14 protein-coding genes are annotated in these 14,266 nt (G+C 65.3%); 8 read left to right on the forward strand and 6 right to left on the reverse strand.

The window, feature by feature from the left end; genetic code table 11:
• The first annotated feature begins 16 nt into the window (after positions 1–16).
• The 6 genes from BA190_RS09080 to BA190_RS09105 all read left to right on the forward strand — a co-directional run bounded on the left by BA190_RS09080 (position 17) and on the right by BA190_RS09105 (position 5,333).
• The gene (locus BA190_RS09080; protein ID WP_245314647.1) at positions 17–907 is read left to right on the forward strand and encodes an ABC transporter permease; all 891 of its coding nucleotides are present in this window, start codon (positions 17–19) and stop codon (positions 905–907) included.
• Positions 904–1,740, forward strand: a complete 837-nt coding sequence (locus tag BA190_RS09085; RefSeq protein ID WP_068285394.1) for an ABC transporter permease — start codon at positions 904–906, stop codon at positions 1,738–1,740. Before BA190_RS09080 ends, BA190_RS09085 begins: the two co-directional genes overlap by 4 nt.
• 29 nt (positions 1,741–1,769) lie before the next feature.
• Positions 1,770–2,861: an ABC transporter ATP-binding protein gene (locus BA190_RS09090; protein WP_068285395.1), complete on the forward strand. Its 1,092-nt coding sequence runs from the start codon at positions 1,770–1,772 to the stop codon at positions 2,859–2,861.
• A 48-nt stretch (positions 2,862–2,909) separates the two neighbouring features.
• Positions 2,910–3,701: a transporter substrate-binding domain-containing protein gene (locus tag BA190_RS09095; protein WP_068285396.1), complete on the forward strand. Its 792-nt coding sequence runs from the start codon at positions 2,910–2,912 to the stop codon at positions 3,699–3,701.
• A 325-nt stretch (positions 3,702–4,026) separates the two neighbouring features.
• Positions 4,027–4,695, forward strand: a complete 669-nt coding sequence (locus BA190_RS09100; protein ID WP_068285401.1) for an amino acid ABC transporter permease — start codon at positions 4,027–4,029, stop codon at positions 4,693–4,695.
• Positions 4,692–5,333, forward strand: a complete 642-nt coding sequence (locus BA190_RS09105) for an amino acid ABC transporter permease (protein ID WP_068285402.1) — start codon at positions 4,692–4,694, stop codon at positions 5,331–5,333. The genes BA190_RS09100 and BA190_RS09105 overlap by 4 nt, the downstream gene beginning before the upstream one ends.
• A gap of 38 nt (positions 5,334–5,371) precedes the next feature.
• Here BA190_RS09105 and BA190_RS09110 read toward each other — a convergent pair whose 3' ends face one another.
• Together BA190_RS09110 and BA190_RS09115 are read right to left on the reverse strand one after the other, a co-directional pair.
• Positions 5,372–6,145 carry a siderophore-interacting protein gene (locus tag BA190_RS09110; protein ID WP_068285404.1) on the reverse strand — a complete coding sequence of 258 codons (774 nt, stop codon included), beginning with the start codon at positions 6,143–6,145 and terminating at the stop codon, positions 5,372–5,374.
• 26 nt (positions 6,146–6,171) lie between these two features.
• Positions 6,172–7,608, reverse strand: coding sequence for an MFS transporter (locus tag BA190_RS09115; RefSeq protein WP_068285407.1), 1,437 nt, complete (start codon positions 7,606–7,608; stop codon positions 6,172–6,174).
• A gap of 152 nt (positions 7,609–7,760) precedes the next feature.
• On the opposite strand from BA190_RS09115, the gene BA190_RS09120 reads away from it, so the two are divergent.
• The gene (locus BA190_RS09120) at positions 7,761–8,672 is read left to right on the forward strand and encodes a LysR family transcriptional regulator (RefSeq protein WP_068285409.1); all 912 of its coding nucleotides are present in this window, start codon (positions 7,761–7,763) and stop codon (positions 8,670–8,672) included.
• Positions 8,673–8,735: 63 nt separating this feature from the next.
• Here the strand turns inward: BA190_RS09120 and BA190_RS35825 are convergent, their stop codons facing one another.
• The 3 genes from BA190_RS35825 to BA190_RS09135 form a co-directional block, all read right to left on the reverse strand.
• The gene (locus BA190_RS35825) at positions 8,736–8,996 is read right to left on the reverse strand and encodes a hypothetical protein (RefSeq protein WP_245314648.1); all 261 of its coding nucleotides are present in this window, start codon (positions 8,994–8,996) and stop codon (positions 8,736–8,738) included.
• A 4-nt stretch (positions 8,997–9,000) separates the two neighbouring features.
• Complete coding sequence (locus BA190_RS09130; RefSeq protein ID WP_371260308.1) at positions 9,001–10,011, reverse strand: WD40 repeat domain-containing protein; 1,011 nt, start codon at positions 10,009–10,011, stop codon at positions 9,001–9,003.
• A 211-nt stretch (positions 10,012–10,222) separates the two neighbouring features.
• Positions 10,223–11,284, reverse strand: coding sequence for a GTP-binding protein (locus BA190_RS09135; RefSeq protein WP_068285417.1), 1,062 nt, complete (start codon positions 11,282–11,284; stop codon positions 10,223–10,225).
• Positions 11,285–11,607: 323 nt separating this feature from the next.
• Between BA190_RS09135 and BA190_RS09140 the strand changes: the two genes are divergently transcribed.
• Positions 11,608–13,065 carry a hypothetical protein gene (locus tag BA190_RS09140; RefSeq protein WP_068285418.1) on the forward strand — a complete coding sequence of 486 codons (1,458 nt, stop codon included), beginning with the start codon at positions 11,608–11,610 and terminating at the stop codon, positions 13,063–13,065.
• A 130-nt stretch (positions 13,066–13,195) separates the two neighbouring features.
• Here the strand turns inward: BA190_RS09140 and BA190_RS09145 are convergent, their stop codons facing one another.
• Positions 13,196–14,065 (reverse strand): tetratricopeptide repeat protein, encoded by an 870-nt coding sequence (locus tag BA190_RS09145; protein WP_156771434.1) that lies wholly within the window; start codon positions 14,063–14,065, stop codon positions 13,196–13,198.
• Between the last annotated feature and the right edge of the window lie 201 nt (positions 14,066–14,266).

Genomic DNA, 14,266 nt, shown 5'->3' on the forward strand with positions numbered 1-14,266 from the left:
GCAGGAGGATATCGCCTTGTCGTCTCCAGCCCTTTCCACGACCAGCCCGGCGACATCGTCGCCCAATCGCGCGGCGATGCTGCTGCTCTTGCCGGCGCTCGCTGTTTTCGCCCTGATCTTTGCCGCGCCGCTGATCGATCTTGCGCTGGAAAGCTTCCGGCAGTTCGTGCCGGGGCGTATCGGTTCGGCGCCGGATTCGCCCTTTGTGCTCGACAATTACCGCGAGCTCGTCAGTCCAGCTTTCGGGGGCGTGCTGTTGGAGACCTTCCGCATCAGCGTCGCCGCCTCGCTGGTCGGCATGATCATCGCCTTCCCGATCGCCTATGGCATCGTACGGCGCTTTTCCAAGCGCTGGCGGGTCGCCTGCATCGGCTTGATGATCACGCTGGTACTGCTCTCCATGCTGGTACGCACCTATGCGCTGGAGCTGACCTTCGGTTCGGTCGGCATTCTCAGGCCGCTGCTCACCTTCCTGGGCATCGCGCCAACCAGCCGCTGGTATATCGAGACGCTGGTCGGAGCCGGGCTCCTGCATGCCGTGATCCCGATCAGCGTGCTGACCCTGATCGGTACGGTGCAGAACCTCGACCCGCGCCTGATCGACGCCGCCCAGTCCCTGGGGGCGCCGGCCTGGCGCGCCCATCTCGACATCACCCTGCCGCGCAGCCTGCCATCGCTGGTCTCTGCTTTCCTGGTCTCGCTGACCTTCTCCATCAGTGCCTTCGTCATCCCGATGGTGCTCGGCAAGGGGCGGGTGCTGTTCATCTCCAATTCGATCTACAACCGCTTCAGCGACGTCTCCAATTATCCCAGCGGTGCTGCCGTCTCGATCACCATGCTGATCCTGACCCTCGCTGTCGTCTACCTGGTCTCGCTGGTGCAGCATGGCCGGAGGAAAAGCGCATGACAGCCAACGGCAAGACCAAGCTGTGGGGCGACCGCCTGGCCATCTCCACGACCAACGCCGTAATCGGGCTGGGCCTGGCCTTCCTGATCGTGCCGCTGCTGGTCGCGGGGTTGCTCGCCTTCGATGCCCGCGACTATCTCGGGCCGCTGCCGCCGCCCGGCCTGTCGCTGCACTGGTTCGAAAAGCTGTTCTCGCAGGACTATGTGGCGGTGGGCCTGACCACCAGCCTCGAGATCGCGGTACTGGCGACCATCATCAACGTGGTGATCGGCACCGCCGCAGCGGTCGGGCTCGACCGTGGCGAATTTCGCGGCAAGGGCGTGATCATGGGCGCCTTCCTCTCCCCGCTGATCGTGCCGGCGGTGGTGACGGGTTTCGCCCTGCTGCTGTTCCTCTCCAAGATCGGCGTGGTCAGCGGTTTTCCGCGTCTCCTGGCCGGGCATATCATCATCACATTGCCCTATGCCCTGCGCGCCACGCTGGCGAGCCTGGTCGGCCGCGACAAGCGCCTGACCGAGGCGGCGCTGATCCTGGGGGCCACCGAGAAGCAGGCCTTCTGGAGCGTCACCCTGCCGCTGATCCGCACCGGCATCGTCACCGGCGCCGTCTTCACCTTCGCCATCTCGATGGATGACGTCGCCGTCAGTCTCTTCCTCACCGATCCCACCACCTACACGCTGCCGGTGGCGTTGGTGAGCAATATGCGCGCCTCCTTCGATCTCACCATCGCGGCTGCTGCCGTCCTGCTGGTCGGCATCACGGCCATCCTCATCATCATTCTCGAGCGCCTCGTCGGTTTCGACCGGCTGATCGGCCAAGGAATGTTCAGATAATCGGCAATGCTCAGGCAAAGGAGCCAGACATGGCGAACTCGGTGGAATTCATCAATGCCGTCAAGCGCTTCGGCGACGTGACGGCGGTCGACGGCGTTTCCTTCTCGATCGCCGGTGGCGAGACCGTCGCCCTGCTCGGTCCGAGCGGCTGCGGCAAGACCACCATCCTGCGCATCATTGCCGGCTTCGAGCGGCCGGATGCCGGTGCCGTGCGCATCGCCGGCGAGGACGTCACCCGGCTCAGGCCCTATCAGCGCAATGTCGGCCTCCTGTTCCAGCATTATGCGCTGTTTCCGCACATGACGATCGCCGAGAACGTTGCCTATGGGCTGCGCTACCGGGGCTGCCCGCGCAACGAGATCGATGACCGCGTGACCCAGATGCTGGAGCTGGTGCGCCTGCCGGATTTCGGCCATCGCAAGCCCCATCAGCTTTCGGGCGGCCAGCAGCAGCGCGTCGCCCTGGCGCGCGCCCTGGCCACGCGCCCCGGCCTGGTCCTGCTCGACGAGCCGCTCTCCGCCCTCGACGCCAAATTGCGCCAGGAATTGCGGGCCGAGCTCAAGCAGGTGCTCGCCGCCGTCGACGCCACCACCATCGTGGTCACCCACGACCAGGAGGAGGCGATGAGCCTGGGCGAGCGCGTCTTCGTGATGAAGAGCGGCACGATCGTGCAGGAAGGGCCGCCGAACGAGGTCTATGGCCAGCCCCGCTCGCGCTTCGTGGCCGAGTTCATGGGCCGGGCGAACTGGTTCCGCGGCCGCCTGGAAGCCCATGGCAACGGCCTTGCCGCCTTTGTCGGCGCCAATGGCATGAAGCTCGTGGTCTCGACACCGCATGACACCGCCGGTCGGAGCGAGGTCGATCTGTGCGTGCGGCCTGAGAGTATCGACCTGATGCCCCTGCAGGCCGCCGCCACCTCCGGCGAGCGCAATCGCATCCCGGGCCAGGTGCTCGAGGTGACGCCGCTCGGTGCCATGCGGCAGATCCTGGTCGAACTGCAGGGCGGCGGGCAGGTCCTGGCCGTCCAGCCCAACCGCGGCAGCGACCTGCATGGCCTCGGCCAGCCGGTCATCGTCGGGCTGCCGGCCGAAGGCTGCGTGGTCGTGCCGGTTGCAGCCTGAGACGTTTCCTCCAACCAGAACAAACCATCCAAGGAAAGGACTGACATCATGATCCTACGCAGTCTCCTGCGGGCCGCCACCCTGACGGCCACCCTGCTTGCTGCGACCGTCGCGGCCAAGGCCGACGCTCTCGACGACATCACCAAGGCCGGCGTGATCAATGTCGGCGTCTTCGCCGACTTCCCGCCCTTCTCCTCGGTCAATCCGGACATGAGCCTGAAGGGCTATGATATCGACGTCGCGCAGATCATCGCCGACGGTCTCAAGGTCAAGCTCAACCTGGTCAGCGTGACCGGCCAGAATCGCATTCCCTTCCTCACCGAAAAGCGCGTCGATCTCCTGATGAGCGTCGGCTACAGCGCCGAGCGCGAGAAGGTAGTCGACTATGTCTCGGCCTACGCGCCCTATTACATTGCGGTGATCGGCCCGCAGGCCCTCAAGGTCAGCGGCAAGGACGATCTCGCCGACAAGTCCATTGCCGTCAACCGCGGCACGCTGGAGGACACCTCCCTCACGGCGGTGGTACCCGCTTCGGCCGATGTCCGTCGTTTCGACAATTATAATTCGGTAATCCAGGCCTTCCTCTCCGGCCAGGCCCAGGTGATGGTGGTGGGCAACGATGTCGGCTCGCAGGTGCTGGCCAAGCGGGTGGACCTCAAGCCCGAGCAGAAGTTCCAGCTCTTGTCCTCGCCCGACCATATCGCCATCAACAAGAACGAGCCGCGCCTCAAGCAGGCCCTCAACGATGCCGTCGCCAAGCTGCTGGCCGACGGCAAGCTCAACGAGATCTCGGTGAAGTGGTTGCAGAAGCCGCTCGATCCCAAGGATCTCAAGGACTGAGGTAATCGCTCGCCTTGGGGGTATTCGGCCCGCTGGCAGCCAGCACGCAACTCGCGGCCAAGCGGAGTGAGACGCAACAATCCTTCCCCGGCTTCGGGGAAGGTGGGCCGGCGAAGCCGGACCGGATGGGGGCGAGCAACACGACCTGGCGGCTTTGTCGGCTCCATGGCGCCACCCTCCCCCTTCCGTCACCGCTGCGCGGCGACACCTTCCCCGAAACCGGGGAAGGATTTCGGCGCTCTGTTCTGGAAACGCAGGATGTGTGTCTGCGCCAGCCTGTCGGGAGACCGGTTGGTGAGTTGGGTATTGAGAAAGGAATGCTGACATGGGCAGCAGTCTCGATTTCGGCTGGCTCGGCGAGGCGCTCGCCGCGATCGCGAGGGGAGCGGGCACCACGATCCTGATGATCCTGGTCTCGGCCCTGCTCGGGCTCGTTCTCAGCGTGCTGGGAGCGGCAGCGCGGCGCAGCCGCCAGGCGCCGCTGCGCTATGCGGTGACCGCCTATGTGGAACTGATCCGCAACACCCCGTTCATCGTGCAGATGTTCTTCATCTTCTTCGGGCTGCCGACGCTGGGCATCCTGCTCAACCCGCTGGTGGTCGCCATCGTGGCCATCACCATCAACCTCACCGCTTATGGCATCGAGATCGTCGGGGCCGGCCTCGATGCCGTGTCGCGCGGGCAGAAGGAGGCGGGCCTGGCGCTCGGCCTGCGGCCCAGGCAGGTCTTCGTCAAGGTCGTGCTGCCCCAGGCGCTCAAGGTGATCTTTCCCGCCCTCAGCAGCCAGATCGTCATCATGATGCTGGAATCGGCGGCCGTCTCCCAGATCGCGGTGAAGGAACTGACCTATGAGGCCGACCTCATCCAGGCCCGCACCTTCCTGCCCTTCGAGACCTATCTGGTGGTCGCCCTGATCTATCTCTTGCTGAGCATCGTGCTGCGGCGCCTGCTGCGGTTCGGCGGCCAGCGTTTCCTGTTCGGGGGTGTGGCATGATCGAGTTCACGTTCTGGGATATCGCCCGCAATTTGCTGCTGGCGGCGCGCTGGACCATCCTGCTCTCGATCGTCGCCTTCATCGGCGGCGGCCTGGTGGGCCTTGCCATCCTGATCGCCCGCATCGACCGGCGCAAATGGGTGCGCCGTCCGGCCGAATGGTATATCGGCCTGTTCCAGGGCACGCCGCTCCTGTTGCAGCTCTTCCTGGTCTTCTTCGGCCTGCCGCGCATCGGGCTGCGCATCGATCCCTGGCTGACGGCGGTGCTGGGCCTGACCCTGTGTGCCAGCGCCTTTCTCGCCGAGATCTGGCGGGGCGGCGTCGAGGCCCTGCCGCGCGGCCAATGGGAAGCCAGCGCCAGCCTCGGCCTGCATTACTGGCGCCAGCTTCGCCTGGTCATCCTGCCCCAGGTGCTCTCGATGACCCGCGCCCCGACCGTCGGCTTCCTGATCCAGCTGGTGAAGAGCACGGCGTTGACCTCGATCATCGGCTTCGAGGAATTGCTGCGCACGGCCAATGCCATCAACAACGCCACCTTCGACCCCTTTACCGTGTACGGCTTCGTGGCGCTGATCTTCTTCGTGATCTGCTTCCCGCTGACGCGGTATGTCGAGGCGCTGGAACGGCGAAAGGCGTAGGGCCGATCTCATCGGCCCCATCACGAGCAGCTCTTCATTCACTGGTCGCCGTCGCGGTCCCGGAAATCGGTCTCGCCCTTCTTCCAATAGCCGGAAGCGGTAATGCGCCGGCGTTCGAGGCCGAGATCCGCCTGGAAGTGGCGGCGTATGCTGCGCACGGTGCCGGCTTCGGCGGCGACCCAGACCTCGCTGTCATGCCGCGGCAGGCTTGCCGCCGTCATCGCATCCTGGAGTGCCGTGCCGATACCGGCCGGCAGGCCATGGCGGGGCAACCAGGTCAAGCTGACCTCGGCCCGGGAAGGCAGGATCTGGGCATCCTCGGCTTCCGGGATTTCGATGAACGCCTCGACTTTCACGCCGGCAGGAAGCGCTTCGAGGATGGCGCCGATGGCCGGAAGTGCCGTCTCGTCACCACCGATCAGCAGATGCCGCAGCTCGGGATCGAGCCGGAAGCCGCCACGCGGCCCGGCGATCTGGATCACGTCGCCGGGCTGTGCCTGCGCCGCCCAGAGCGAGCAGGGGCCGTCGCCATGCAGCACGAAGTCGATATCGATTTCGGCATCCGCCTCGCGGAAGGCCCGGATGGTATAGGCGCGCCCGCTCGGCCGGTCCGAGCCGGGCGTCGGCACGAAAACCTTCACCCATTGGCCTGGCCGGTTCGCCGGAAAGGCCTCCAGGGCCGCGCTGGCGATGGTGACGCGCCGCATATGGGGCGTCACCGGACGGATGGTTCGCACTTCAGCCACGCGCAGGCGGCGTTCGGGCGGGGTGGGGCGCTGATCCGCGCCCTGATGCAGGTCGTGCATTCTCATGATTGTGGTCCTTGGGAAGAGGTTGATCAGGCGCGGCGGCGCAGGGTGGCCAGTGCCAGGAGCAGGGCCGCAGCACCCATGGCGCCACCCAGCTGGAAGGCCGTTCGCATGCCCCGGGCGATGGCTTCGGGTGCCGCCGCGCTGCTGTCGCCGCCGACGGCGTGGGCGAAGACGGCTCCCATCAGCGAGGCACCGGTGATCAGGCCGAGATTGCGGGCGAGCGCCAGCAGGCCGGAGACGAGGCCGCGCTGTTCAGGGCGGGCATCCGCCATCACAGCGGTGTTGTTCGGGGTCTGGAAGAAGGCCAGGCCGATGCTGATGAGCAGGATGGCAGCGATGTAGACCGGCACGCCGTGGTCGACGGAGAGCTGGGCCATGCCGAAGGCGCCGATGGTGAACAGGGCGATGCCGAACACCATGACCTGCCGCGCTCCGAAACGGTCGGCGACATAGCCGGCCGGAATGCCCATCAAGGCGGCCACGATCGGACCGATGGTCATGACCATGCCGACGCTGCGGGTGTCCAGGCTCGCGGCCTTGGCGAGGAAGAACGGGCTGAGCACCAGCGTCGCCATCATCACGGCATAGATCAGCACGCTCATCGCCATGCTGGCCGAGAGCAGCCGATTGCGGAACATGGCCAGCCGCAGCAGCGGGGCGGACGCCTTGACCTGCACGGCCAGGAACAGCGCCAGGCCGGCGACGGCACCGGTGAGGAGCTGCAAGACCAGCGTATCGGAAAAGCCGCGGGCCCCGGAGAACGTCATGGCCAGGCTATAGGCGGTGAGCGCGCCGGCGAACAGCGCCGTGCCCAGCCAGTCGAAGCGGGCGGCGGAAACCGCGTGCCTGGGCGCATCGACCGCTGCCGGCAAATAGCGGCTGATCAGCAGATAAGCGAGCAGGCCGAAGGGAAGATTGAGCCAGAACATGGCCGGCCAGCCGAAGGAGGCCAGTGCCAGCGACCCGAGCGAGGGACCGAGGGCAATGCCGAACGAGACCATGGTGGAGAGCACGCCCATGGCCAGGCCGGTGCGTTCCCTGGGGAAGACTTCGCCGACAAAGGCGAAGGACAGCGCCATGATGATGGCACCGCCGAGCCCCTGCGCGGCCCGTCCGGCGATCAGCACGGTGAGATTGGGCGCCAGGGCACAGGCGACCGACGCTGCCATGAAGATCACCAGGCCGGCGAGATAGAGCCGCTTCTTGCCGAGCTGGTCACCGAAGCGGCCGACGCCGACGATGAGCGCGGTGACGACCAGGAGATAGCTCACCACCACCCATTGCACTGCCCCGAAGGAGGTGCCGAAGGTCGTCACCAGGTGCGGCAGGCCGACATTGACGATGTTGGTGCCGAGCTGGGAGAGCAGGATGGCGAGGGAGAGGCCGGCAAGCACGAAGCTGGTGCGGATCGGCCGATGATGGACCGCCGGTGTGGCGGGATGGGGATGAATGGCTTGATTCATGATGGACCGAGTGTTGGAGGCTCCGAGGGGAGCGGTGCGTCCGGGCTGTGCCGGACTGATCTCGGTCTGTTTCTAAGTCTGCCAAAATAATGCATACAGTGCAATGATGGCAATGTATAAATGCATCAGACGCACTCGAAGTCACCAGCCCGATGAATCGCCCCAGCTCCGCCACGCCACCACCCCTGGTGGACATGAATCTCCTGGTCGCCCTCGATGCCCTGCTCTCGGAGGGCAGCGTGGCCGGGGCGGCACAGCGCATGAATCTCAGCCCGCCGGCCATGAGCCGCCAGCTCACCCGCATTCGCCATTTGCTGCGCGACCCCGTGCTGGTGCGGGCCGGGCGTGGCCTGGTGCCGACCCCGCGCGCCGAGGCGTTGCGCGACCGCTTGCGGCGGCTGGTTCAGGACGCGGAGGCGGTGATACGGGGCGAGGGTGCCATCGATCCGGCCACGCTGGAACGCGATTTCTGCGTACGTACCAATGACGGCTTCGTCGCCGCTTTCGGCGCCGCGATCGCCACGGCCCTGACGCGAGAGGCGCCGAAGGTCAGGGTGCGCTTTGCGCCGCAGGGCAAGGAGGATGTCGAGCCGCTGCGCGAGGGCAGCGTCGATCTCGACATCGGCGTCATCGGTGCCATGGGACCGGAGGTCCGGCTCCAAGCCCTGCTGCATGATCGCTTCGTCGGCGTGATCCGGCAGGGCCATCCGCTGGCGGGCGAGCCGATGACGCCGCAGGCCTTCACGCGTTTTCCCCATGTCTCCGTCTCGCGACGCGGGCGTTTCGAGGGGCCGCTGGATACGGCGCTTGGTGCGCTGGGGCTCACGCGCACCGTTTCGGTAGCTGTCGCCAATTTTGCCGACGCGCTGACGCTGGTGCGCTCGAGCGATCACATCGCCTCGGTGGCCGCGCGCCTGACCGAACCGCTGCGCCAGGGCATGGTTACCTTCGACCTGCCGGTGAAGACCGATGCCCTCGCCATCTCGATGGCCTGGCACCCGCGCTTTGACGCCGACCCCGCTCATCGCTGGCTGCGGTCCTGCGTGAGGGCGTGCGTGCGCTGAGTTCACCGCCTTTGTAAAAAAGGGGCGCGTCCGCCGACGGGAGACCGGCGATGCGGAATGCGCCTATTCGGCCAGCGCCTGTTCGACGGCAGCCCGCTCCACCTCCAGCAATGGCGCCAGCACCTTGTAAGCCTTGGTCTTCACGCCCGGCTGCATCACCAGGATCACCGTCTCGGTGCCGGGGCAGGCGGCATCGCCGCACTGGATCTCGCTGACGGAGATGGCGGTCTCCTCGTCGAGCCCCAGAATCTCCCGCGTCATCTGCTTGATGGCGGCGGCCCTGTCGCGGTCGGCCTGGCTGGGCTTGCGAAACAGGCCGAACACCACCTCAGGCGGCTCCGGGCAGAGTGAGGATGCCGGCGGCGCCATCCTCGGCGCCGAGGGCGAGCTGGGCACCCGTCTTGTCCCAGGCGAGTGCCGTGATACCCGATCCGGGCACGGCACGGCGCACCAGGATCTCCGAGGCGTCGGTCAGGCGGCAGAGCAGCACGCAGCCATCCTCGTAGCCGAGCGCCAGCACCAGTGCCTTGGGGTGGAAGGCGACCCGCGTCACCTTGGCGTGGCGAATGCCGCATTCGCGCGGCGCCTTGCCCATCGGGCCGTCCTTGCTCTGGAACGGCCAGACGATGCCGGCATCGGCGCCGGAGGTCGCCAGCCAGTTGCCGTCATGCGACCAGGAGAAGGAGCGCGTCTTGGAGGGATAGCCCGACATGCGCATGTGCTTCTTCTCGGCGACCGTCCAGCCATGGAGGGTGTTTTCCTGCATGGAGGTGACGATGAAGCGGTTGTCGGGCGAAATCGTGATGTCGAGGTGGCTGCCCTTCCATTCGTAGAATTCGGGGGCGGCGGTGGAATTGGGGAACCAGGCCGAAACGCCGTTGTAATGGGCGATGGCCAGGCGGTAGCCCTTCGGCATGAAGGCCAGGCCCCGCACGCTGGACGGTGCCGTCCACTGCTTCACATTGCCCTTTTCGTCGCGGGCATAGACGGCTTTGCCCGCCGACCAGGCCGCGGCGCCGCTTGCCGAGATCGCCACCGCGTCGATCCACTTGTTGCCGGCTTCGCCGATCTGGCCGATCTCGCCATTGGCGGAGAGGGCCATAATGCGCCCGTCGTCGCCGCCGGCCACGAGCGTGCTGGCATTGGCGGCGACAGCCAGCACGCCGGCATCGCCGAACAGGGCGTCGCGCTTCTCCTCGCCGATCTCCGCCCTGAGCACGGTGCCGTCGGCCAAGGCGAAGACGGGCGTGCGGCCCAGCCAATGGCAGGCCAGCACGTGGCTGCCGGCCTCGACCGGGGTGACGCTTTCGGACAGGGAAGGGAAGGAGGTGGTGTTCAAGGCGGGGCTCATGGACAAGAGGCGGGGATGTTCTGGGGTTGCGCGGCGATTTACCCCCATCCCCCTGCCGGGACCTCTAGTCAACTCAAGTGAGTTGACGACACCCGCGAGGGGAGAAGGAGTTTGATTCGGCTCGACACATCCCATTGAAATCCCTTCTCCCCTCGCGGGAGAAGGTGGCGGAAGCCGGATGAGGGGTGCAATCTCCTCCCTACGCCGCGCAGGCGCGGAAACCCTTCTCGAGTTCGTCGCGGTTGAGGTTGTGCCCGATGAACACCAGGCGCGACTCGCGCTTTTCGTCCGGCTTCCAGTCGCGCTGGAGATCGCCGTCCACGATCATGTGCACGCCCTGCAGCACGAAGCGGCGCGGCTCGTCCTTGAAGGCGAGGATGCCCTTCCAGCGCAGCAGGCTCGGCCCCTCGCTCTGGGCGATGCGATCGATCCAGGGCATGAACTTGGCCGGATCGACATCGCCGTCGATCTTCAGCGACAGCGACTGCATGGTCTCGTCGTGATAGTGCTTCAGGCCGTGGTCGTGGTGATGATGGTGGTCATGGCCGTGATGATGATCGTGGTCGTGGTCATGGTCGTGCTCGTCGACCTCGAGGAAAGCGGGTTCCAGGTCGAGGATGCGGTCGAGGTCGAAGGCGTTGCGGCCGAGCACATCCGCGATCGCCACGTTGGAACGCGTCGCCTTGTGCAGCTTGGCATAGGGGTTGAGGGCGCGGATGCGCATCTCGACCTCATGCAACTCCGGCGCCGTGACGAGATCGGTCTTGTTCAGGACGATGACATCGGCGAAGGCGATCTGGTTCTTGGCCTCGGGCGCGTCCTTGAGACGATCCTTCAGCCATTTGGCGTCGGCCACGGTGACCACGGCGTCGAGGCGGGTCTTCTCGGCGACGTCCTGGTCGACGAAGAAGGTCTGGGCCACCGGTGCCGGATCGGCCAGGCCCGTGGTCTCCACCAGGATGGCGTCGAACTTGCCCTTGCGCTTGAGCAGGCCGTCGATGATGCGGATGAGGTCGCCGCGCACCGTGCAGCATACGCAGCCATTGTTCATCTCGAAGACTTCCTCGTCGGCGTCGACGATGAGGTCGTTGTCGATGCCGATCTCGCCGAACTCGTTGACGATGACGGCGAAGCGCTGGCCGTGCGGTTCGGTCAGGATGCGGTTGAGCAGGGTGGTCTTGCCGGCGCCGAGATAGCCGGTGAGAACGGTGACGGGAATCTTGTCGGACGTCTTATCCTGCGAAGCAATCGTATCGGCCATGGCAATCTCCGGAGCGCGGGCGCGCTCTTCAGCAAAGAACTGGCGTGCGGTCGGGGGCGCTGCTGCCCGGCCGCATTCGCTCAGCCTTATATTGGATCGATGCCGTCGGATGTAAGCCCCAAAGTGTGATTCTTCCCGCCGCTTCGAAGATGGGGCGTGGGTTGGCGTTCCCTGGTTTTGGAAGGCTGCCTACACCCGTTATGCTCTGGGAACGGCGCAGAACCCATGACTATACTGCATCGCTCGACGGACTGCGGATGCCCTGCAGGTGTCGCGCAGGATCTGGGCCATGATGCACCCTTCGATTCAGCCAATATGAACCGATGAGAATAGCGACCATCCACGATATCTTTCGTTCCAGCGTGCTCGGCATGCCGGAGGCCGATCCCGTCATCGGCCACTGGTTCTACAATAGATTCCTTCAGATTTTGAGGCCGCTTCGAATTGAGGTCGAGCGTGTCTCAATCCTGGCGAATGGCGAGCCTTCCCTGCTCGAGGACCTCGCGGCACGGCATGGGTGGCCGCGGGACAAGGGGGGCTGGGCGCATGTCTTTTCCCACCCGGAGGTTGTCGGCCTGATCATGCCGACTCTCGATCGGCTCCGGACATTCGATCTGGTGCTGGGATTCGAGATGCCCCCCAACTTGATCCGTGCTCTCCATGCCTACGGACAAAGACTGGTTGATATCTCGATCGATCCCATCCGCTTCTGCGAGGATTTGTTCTTGCGCATGCGCAGCAACGATTCCGTGCTTCAGGCGCGGCTGGCCGAACAATCCGCGCCATCCGAACAGATCGCTGCCGGCGCAGCAGAACTCAAAGCCCGAATTCAGCCGCTGCCCGCCCAGCCGGAGGCCATCGTGTTCGCTGGACAGGTTCCCGATGACAGCAGCCTGATTGCCGGCAGCCATATTCAAAGTGCGGTGCCTTTTGCCGATCGATTGAACGAGATCGCCGCCGGACGCGAGATTCTGCTGAAGCCGCATCCCTACGCGCCTGGCAATCCCGACCTTGCCATGCTGCATCGCGCCTTGCCCAAAAGCCGCTTCACGCGCGACAACATCTACGCCCTGATGGCGGCTCCCTGGCTTGGGGCCGTCGTTACTCTTTCATCGAGCGTGGCGACGGAAGCCGCGTATTTCGACAAGCCTGCCATCCGGCTGATCAAGCCGGATGTGGAGTTTATCGAGCCCGGCGTGATCGGCCCGTTCCAGCGCATCGACGGCAGGGCTGCGAGCGCGCCCTTCTGGGGGGATCTGCTCGATCAAGCCGTTCAGATGCCGAGCCGTGCATCCCCGCTTCCCCCGCTGCGTCATATGTTCGGGGCAAACTGGGGACTTCCGCGGCCCATGACGGCCATTGCCCCCTTGCCGCTTTCGCGCGGCGAAACAACGACGAATATCCAGCCCTATTGCCTATTCGGTTGGAGCGGAACGGAACCGGATGGCGTCTGGAGCGATGGAGTCCTGGCGGTTCTTCAGCTGCCCGCCTGTGCTGACGGGCTGGCATCGACACTGGTTCTGACGCTCAATGCGTTCGCGCCGGATGTGGGCCACCGACAGGAACTGACGATTTCTTCACCGCCCGTCGGCCTCATCGAGAAAATCCTATTGGCAACCGCAGAAATACGCGAATTGCGGATTCCCCTTCCGCCGGCACCGGTCGGTTCGATGCTGGAAATCTCGATCGGCATGGATACTGCGACCAGCCCCAAGGAGCTCGGCATCGGTCCAGACGAACGCCGCCTCGGCATCAAGCTGCGTCGAATGGCGATTGCCTGACAGCGAAGCTGGGCGATGCCGCACAGCCGATCGGTCCTTGCGATCGGATCGACTGCAGAGTGGAACCTTCCCCGAAGTCGGGGAAGGTCCGTTGCGCCTCTTTCGGCGTGGTCTATGTCTACCGCCGCCGTCAGGCGCCGCCGCCGAGGCGGCTGAGGCCGCTTTTGGCCGCGGCATTGCTCGAATCGATCGCCAGCGCGCGCTGGAAGCTCTCGCGGGCCTTCTGGGTATCGTTCAAGCCGGCCTGGGCGTAGCCGCGGCCGGCCCAGGAGGCCGCATTGCGGTTGTTGATCTGCAGGGCCTGGTCGAAGTCGGACAGCGCCTCCTTGTATTTCTGCAATTGCAGATAGGAGCTGCCGCGCGAATAATAGGGGGCTTCGGCGCGCGGATCGTTGGAGATCGCCGAGGTGAAGTCGTCGATCGCCACTTCATGATTGCTGCCGGCCTGGCGGATCAGGCCGCGATTGTAATAGGCCTCGGCTGTTTCGGGCTTGATCTTGATGGCCTTGTCATAGTCGGCCATGGCCTGCTGGGTCTGGCCTTGCAGGCGGTAGATATTGCCGCGGCCGACATAGGCGGGCGCGTAGTTGGGATCGTTGGTGATCACCTGGCTGTAATCGGCCATCGCCTGGGCGGTCTGGCCAGTCTTGCGGTAGACCAGAGCGCGGTTGGCCAGGGCCTGCACGAAATTCGGGTCGATCTGCAGCGCGCGGTTGAAGTCGGAGATGGCCGGTCCGTATTGGTTGGAACGGGCATAGGCCGAGCCGCGCATGTTCCAGGCCTCGGGATCGTTGGGGTTCTTTTCGATCACCGAGGAAAGCGAACCGATGTCGGCGGACGCCACCTGACGGCTGCTGGCATCGCCATCATCGCCACCGCCGCCGGTGGAGGCGCAGCCGACCAGGCCAAGGCCCGCAACGCCCAGCATCAGGAGCGCGGCAATGCGGGAGATGGAGGGTCTGGCTGGGGGCTCTGCCGTGGTTGTCGTGGAAAGTGTCATCTTGTCGGTCCGGGTCCATCGAGACGAATTTACAAGGGGGCCGTAAATCTGGCCGTGATCCAACTGCTGCCCAATCCTACCGGCCCTATGCTGGCGCCCGCAATGCCGGTGTTCGGCATTGCGGCGATACGCATCGGCGGACAGGACGGAGACTGAGCCATGGTGGTCCGGACAGATTGGAAAAAGCGATACGGCGTGCAA

Origin of the sequence: Labrys sp. WJW (assembly GCF_001676615.1) — a bacterium.
Classification (GTDB): Bacteria; Pseudomonadota; Alphaproteobacteria; order Rhizobiales; family Labraceae; genus Labrys; species Labrys sedimenti.

Excerpts from the sequence above, each read along its gene's own strand:
- BA190_RS09085 (WP_068285394.1), top strand. The coding sequence starts at position 904 with ATGACAGCCAACGGCAAGACCAAGCTGTGGGGCGACCGCCTGGCCATC.
- BA190_RS09090 (WP_068285395.1), top strand. The coding sequence starts at position 1,770 with ATGGCGAACTCGGTGGAATTCATCAATGCCGTCAAGCGCTTCGGCGAC.
- BA190_RS09095 (WP_068285396.1), top strand. The coding sequence starts at position 2,910 with ATGATCCTACGCAGTCTCCTGCGGGCCGCCACCCTGACGGCCACCCTG.
- BA190_RS09100 (WP_068285401.1), top strand. The coding sequence starts at position 4,027 with ATGGGCAGCAGTCTCGATTTCGGCTGGCTCGGCGAGGCGCTCGCCGCG.
- BA190_RS09105 (WP_068285402.1), top strand. The coding sequence starts at position 4,692 with ATGATCGAGTTCACGTTCTGGGATATCGCCCGCAATTTGCTGCTGGCG.
- BA190_RS09110 (WP_068285404.1), bottom strand. The coding sequence starts at position 6,145 with ATGAGAATGCACGACCTGCATCAGGGCGCGGATCAGCGCCCCACCCCG.
- BA190_RS09115 (WP_068285407.1), bottom strand. The coding sequence starts at position 7,608 with ATGAATCAAGCCATTCATCCCCATCCCGCCACACCGGCGGTCCATCAT.
- BA190_RS09120 (WP_068285409.1), top strand. The coding sequence starts at position 7,761 with ATGAATCGCCCCAGCTCCGCCACGCCACCACCCCTGGTGGACATGAAT.
- BA190_RS09135 (WP_068285417.1), bottom strand. The coding sequence starts at position 11,284 with ATGGCCGATACGATTGCTTCGCAGGATAAGACGTCCGACAAGATTCCC.
- BA190_RS09140 (WP_068285418.1), top strand. The coding sequence starts at position 11,608 with ATGAGAATAGCGACCATCCACGATATCTTTCGTTCCAGCGTGCTCGGC.
- BA190_RS09145 (WP_156771434.1), bottom strand. The coding sequence starts at position 14,065 with ATGACACTTTCCACGACAACCACGGCAGAGCCCCCAGCCAGACCCTCC.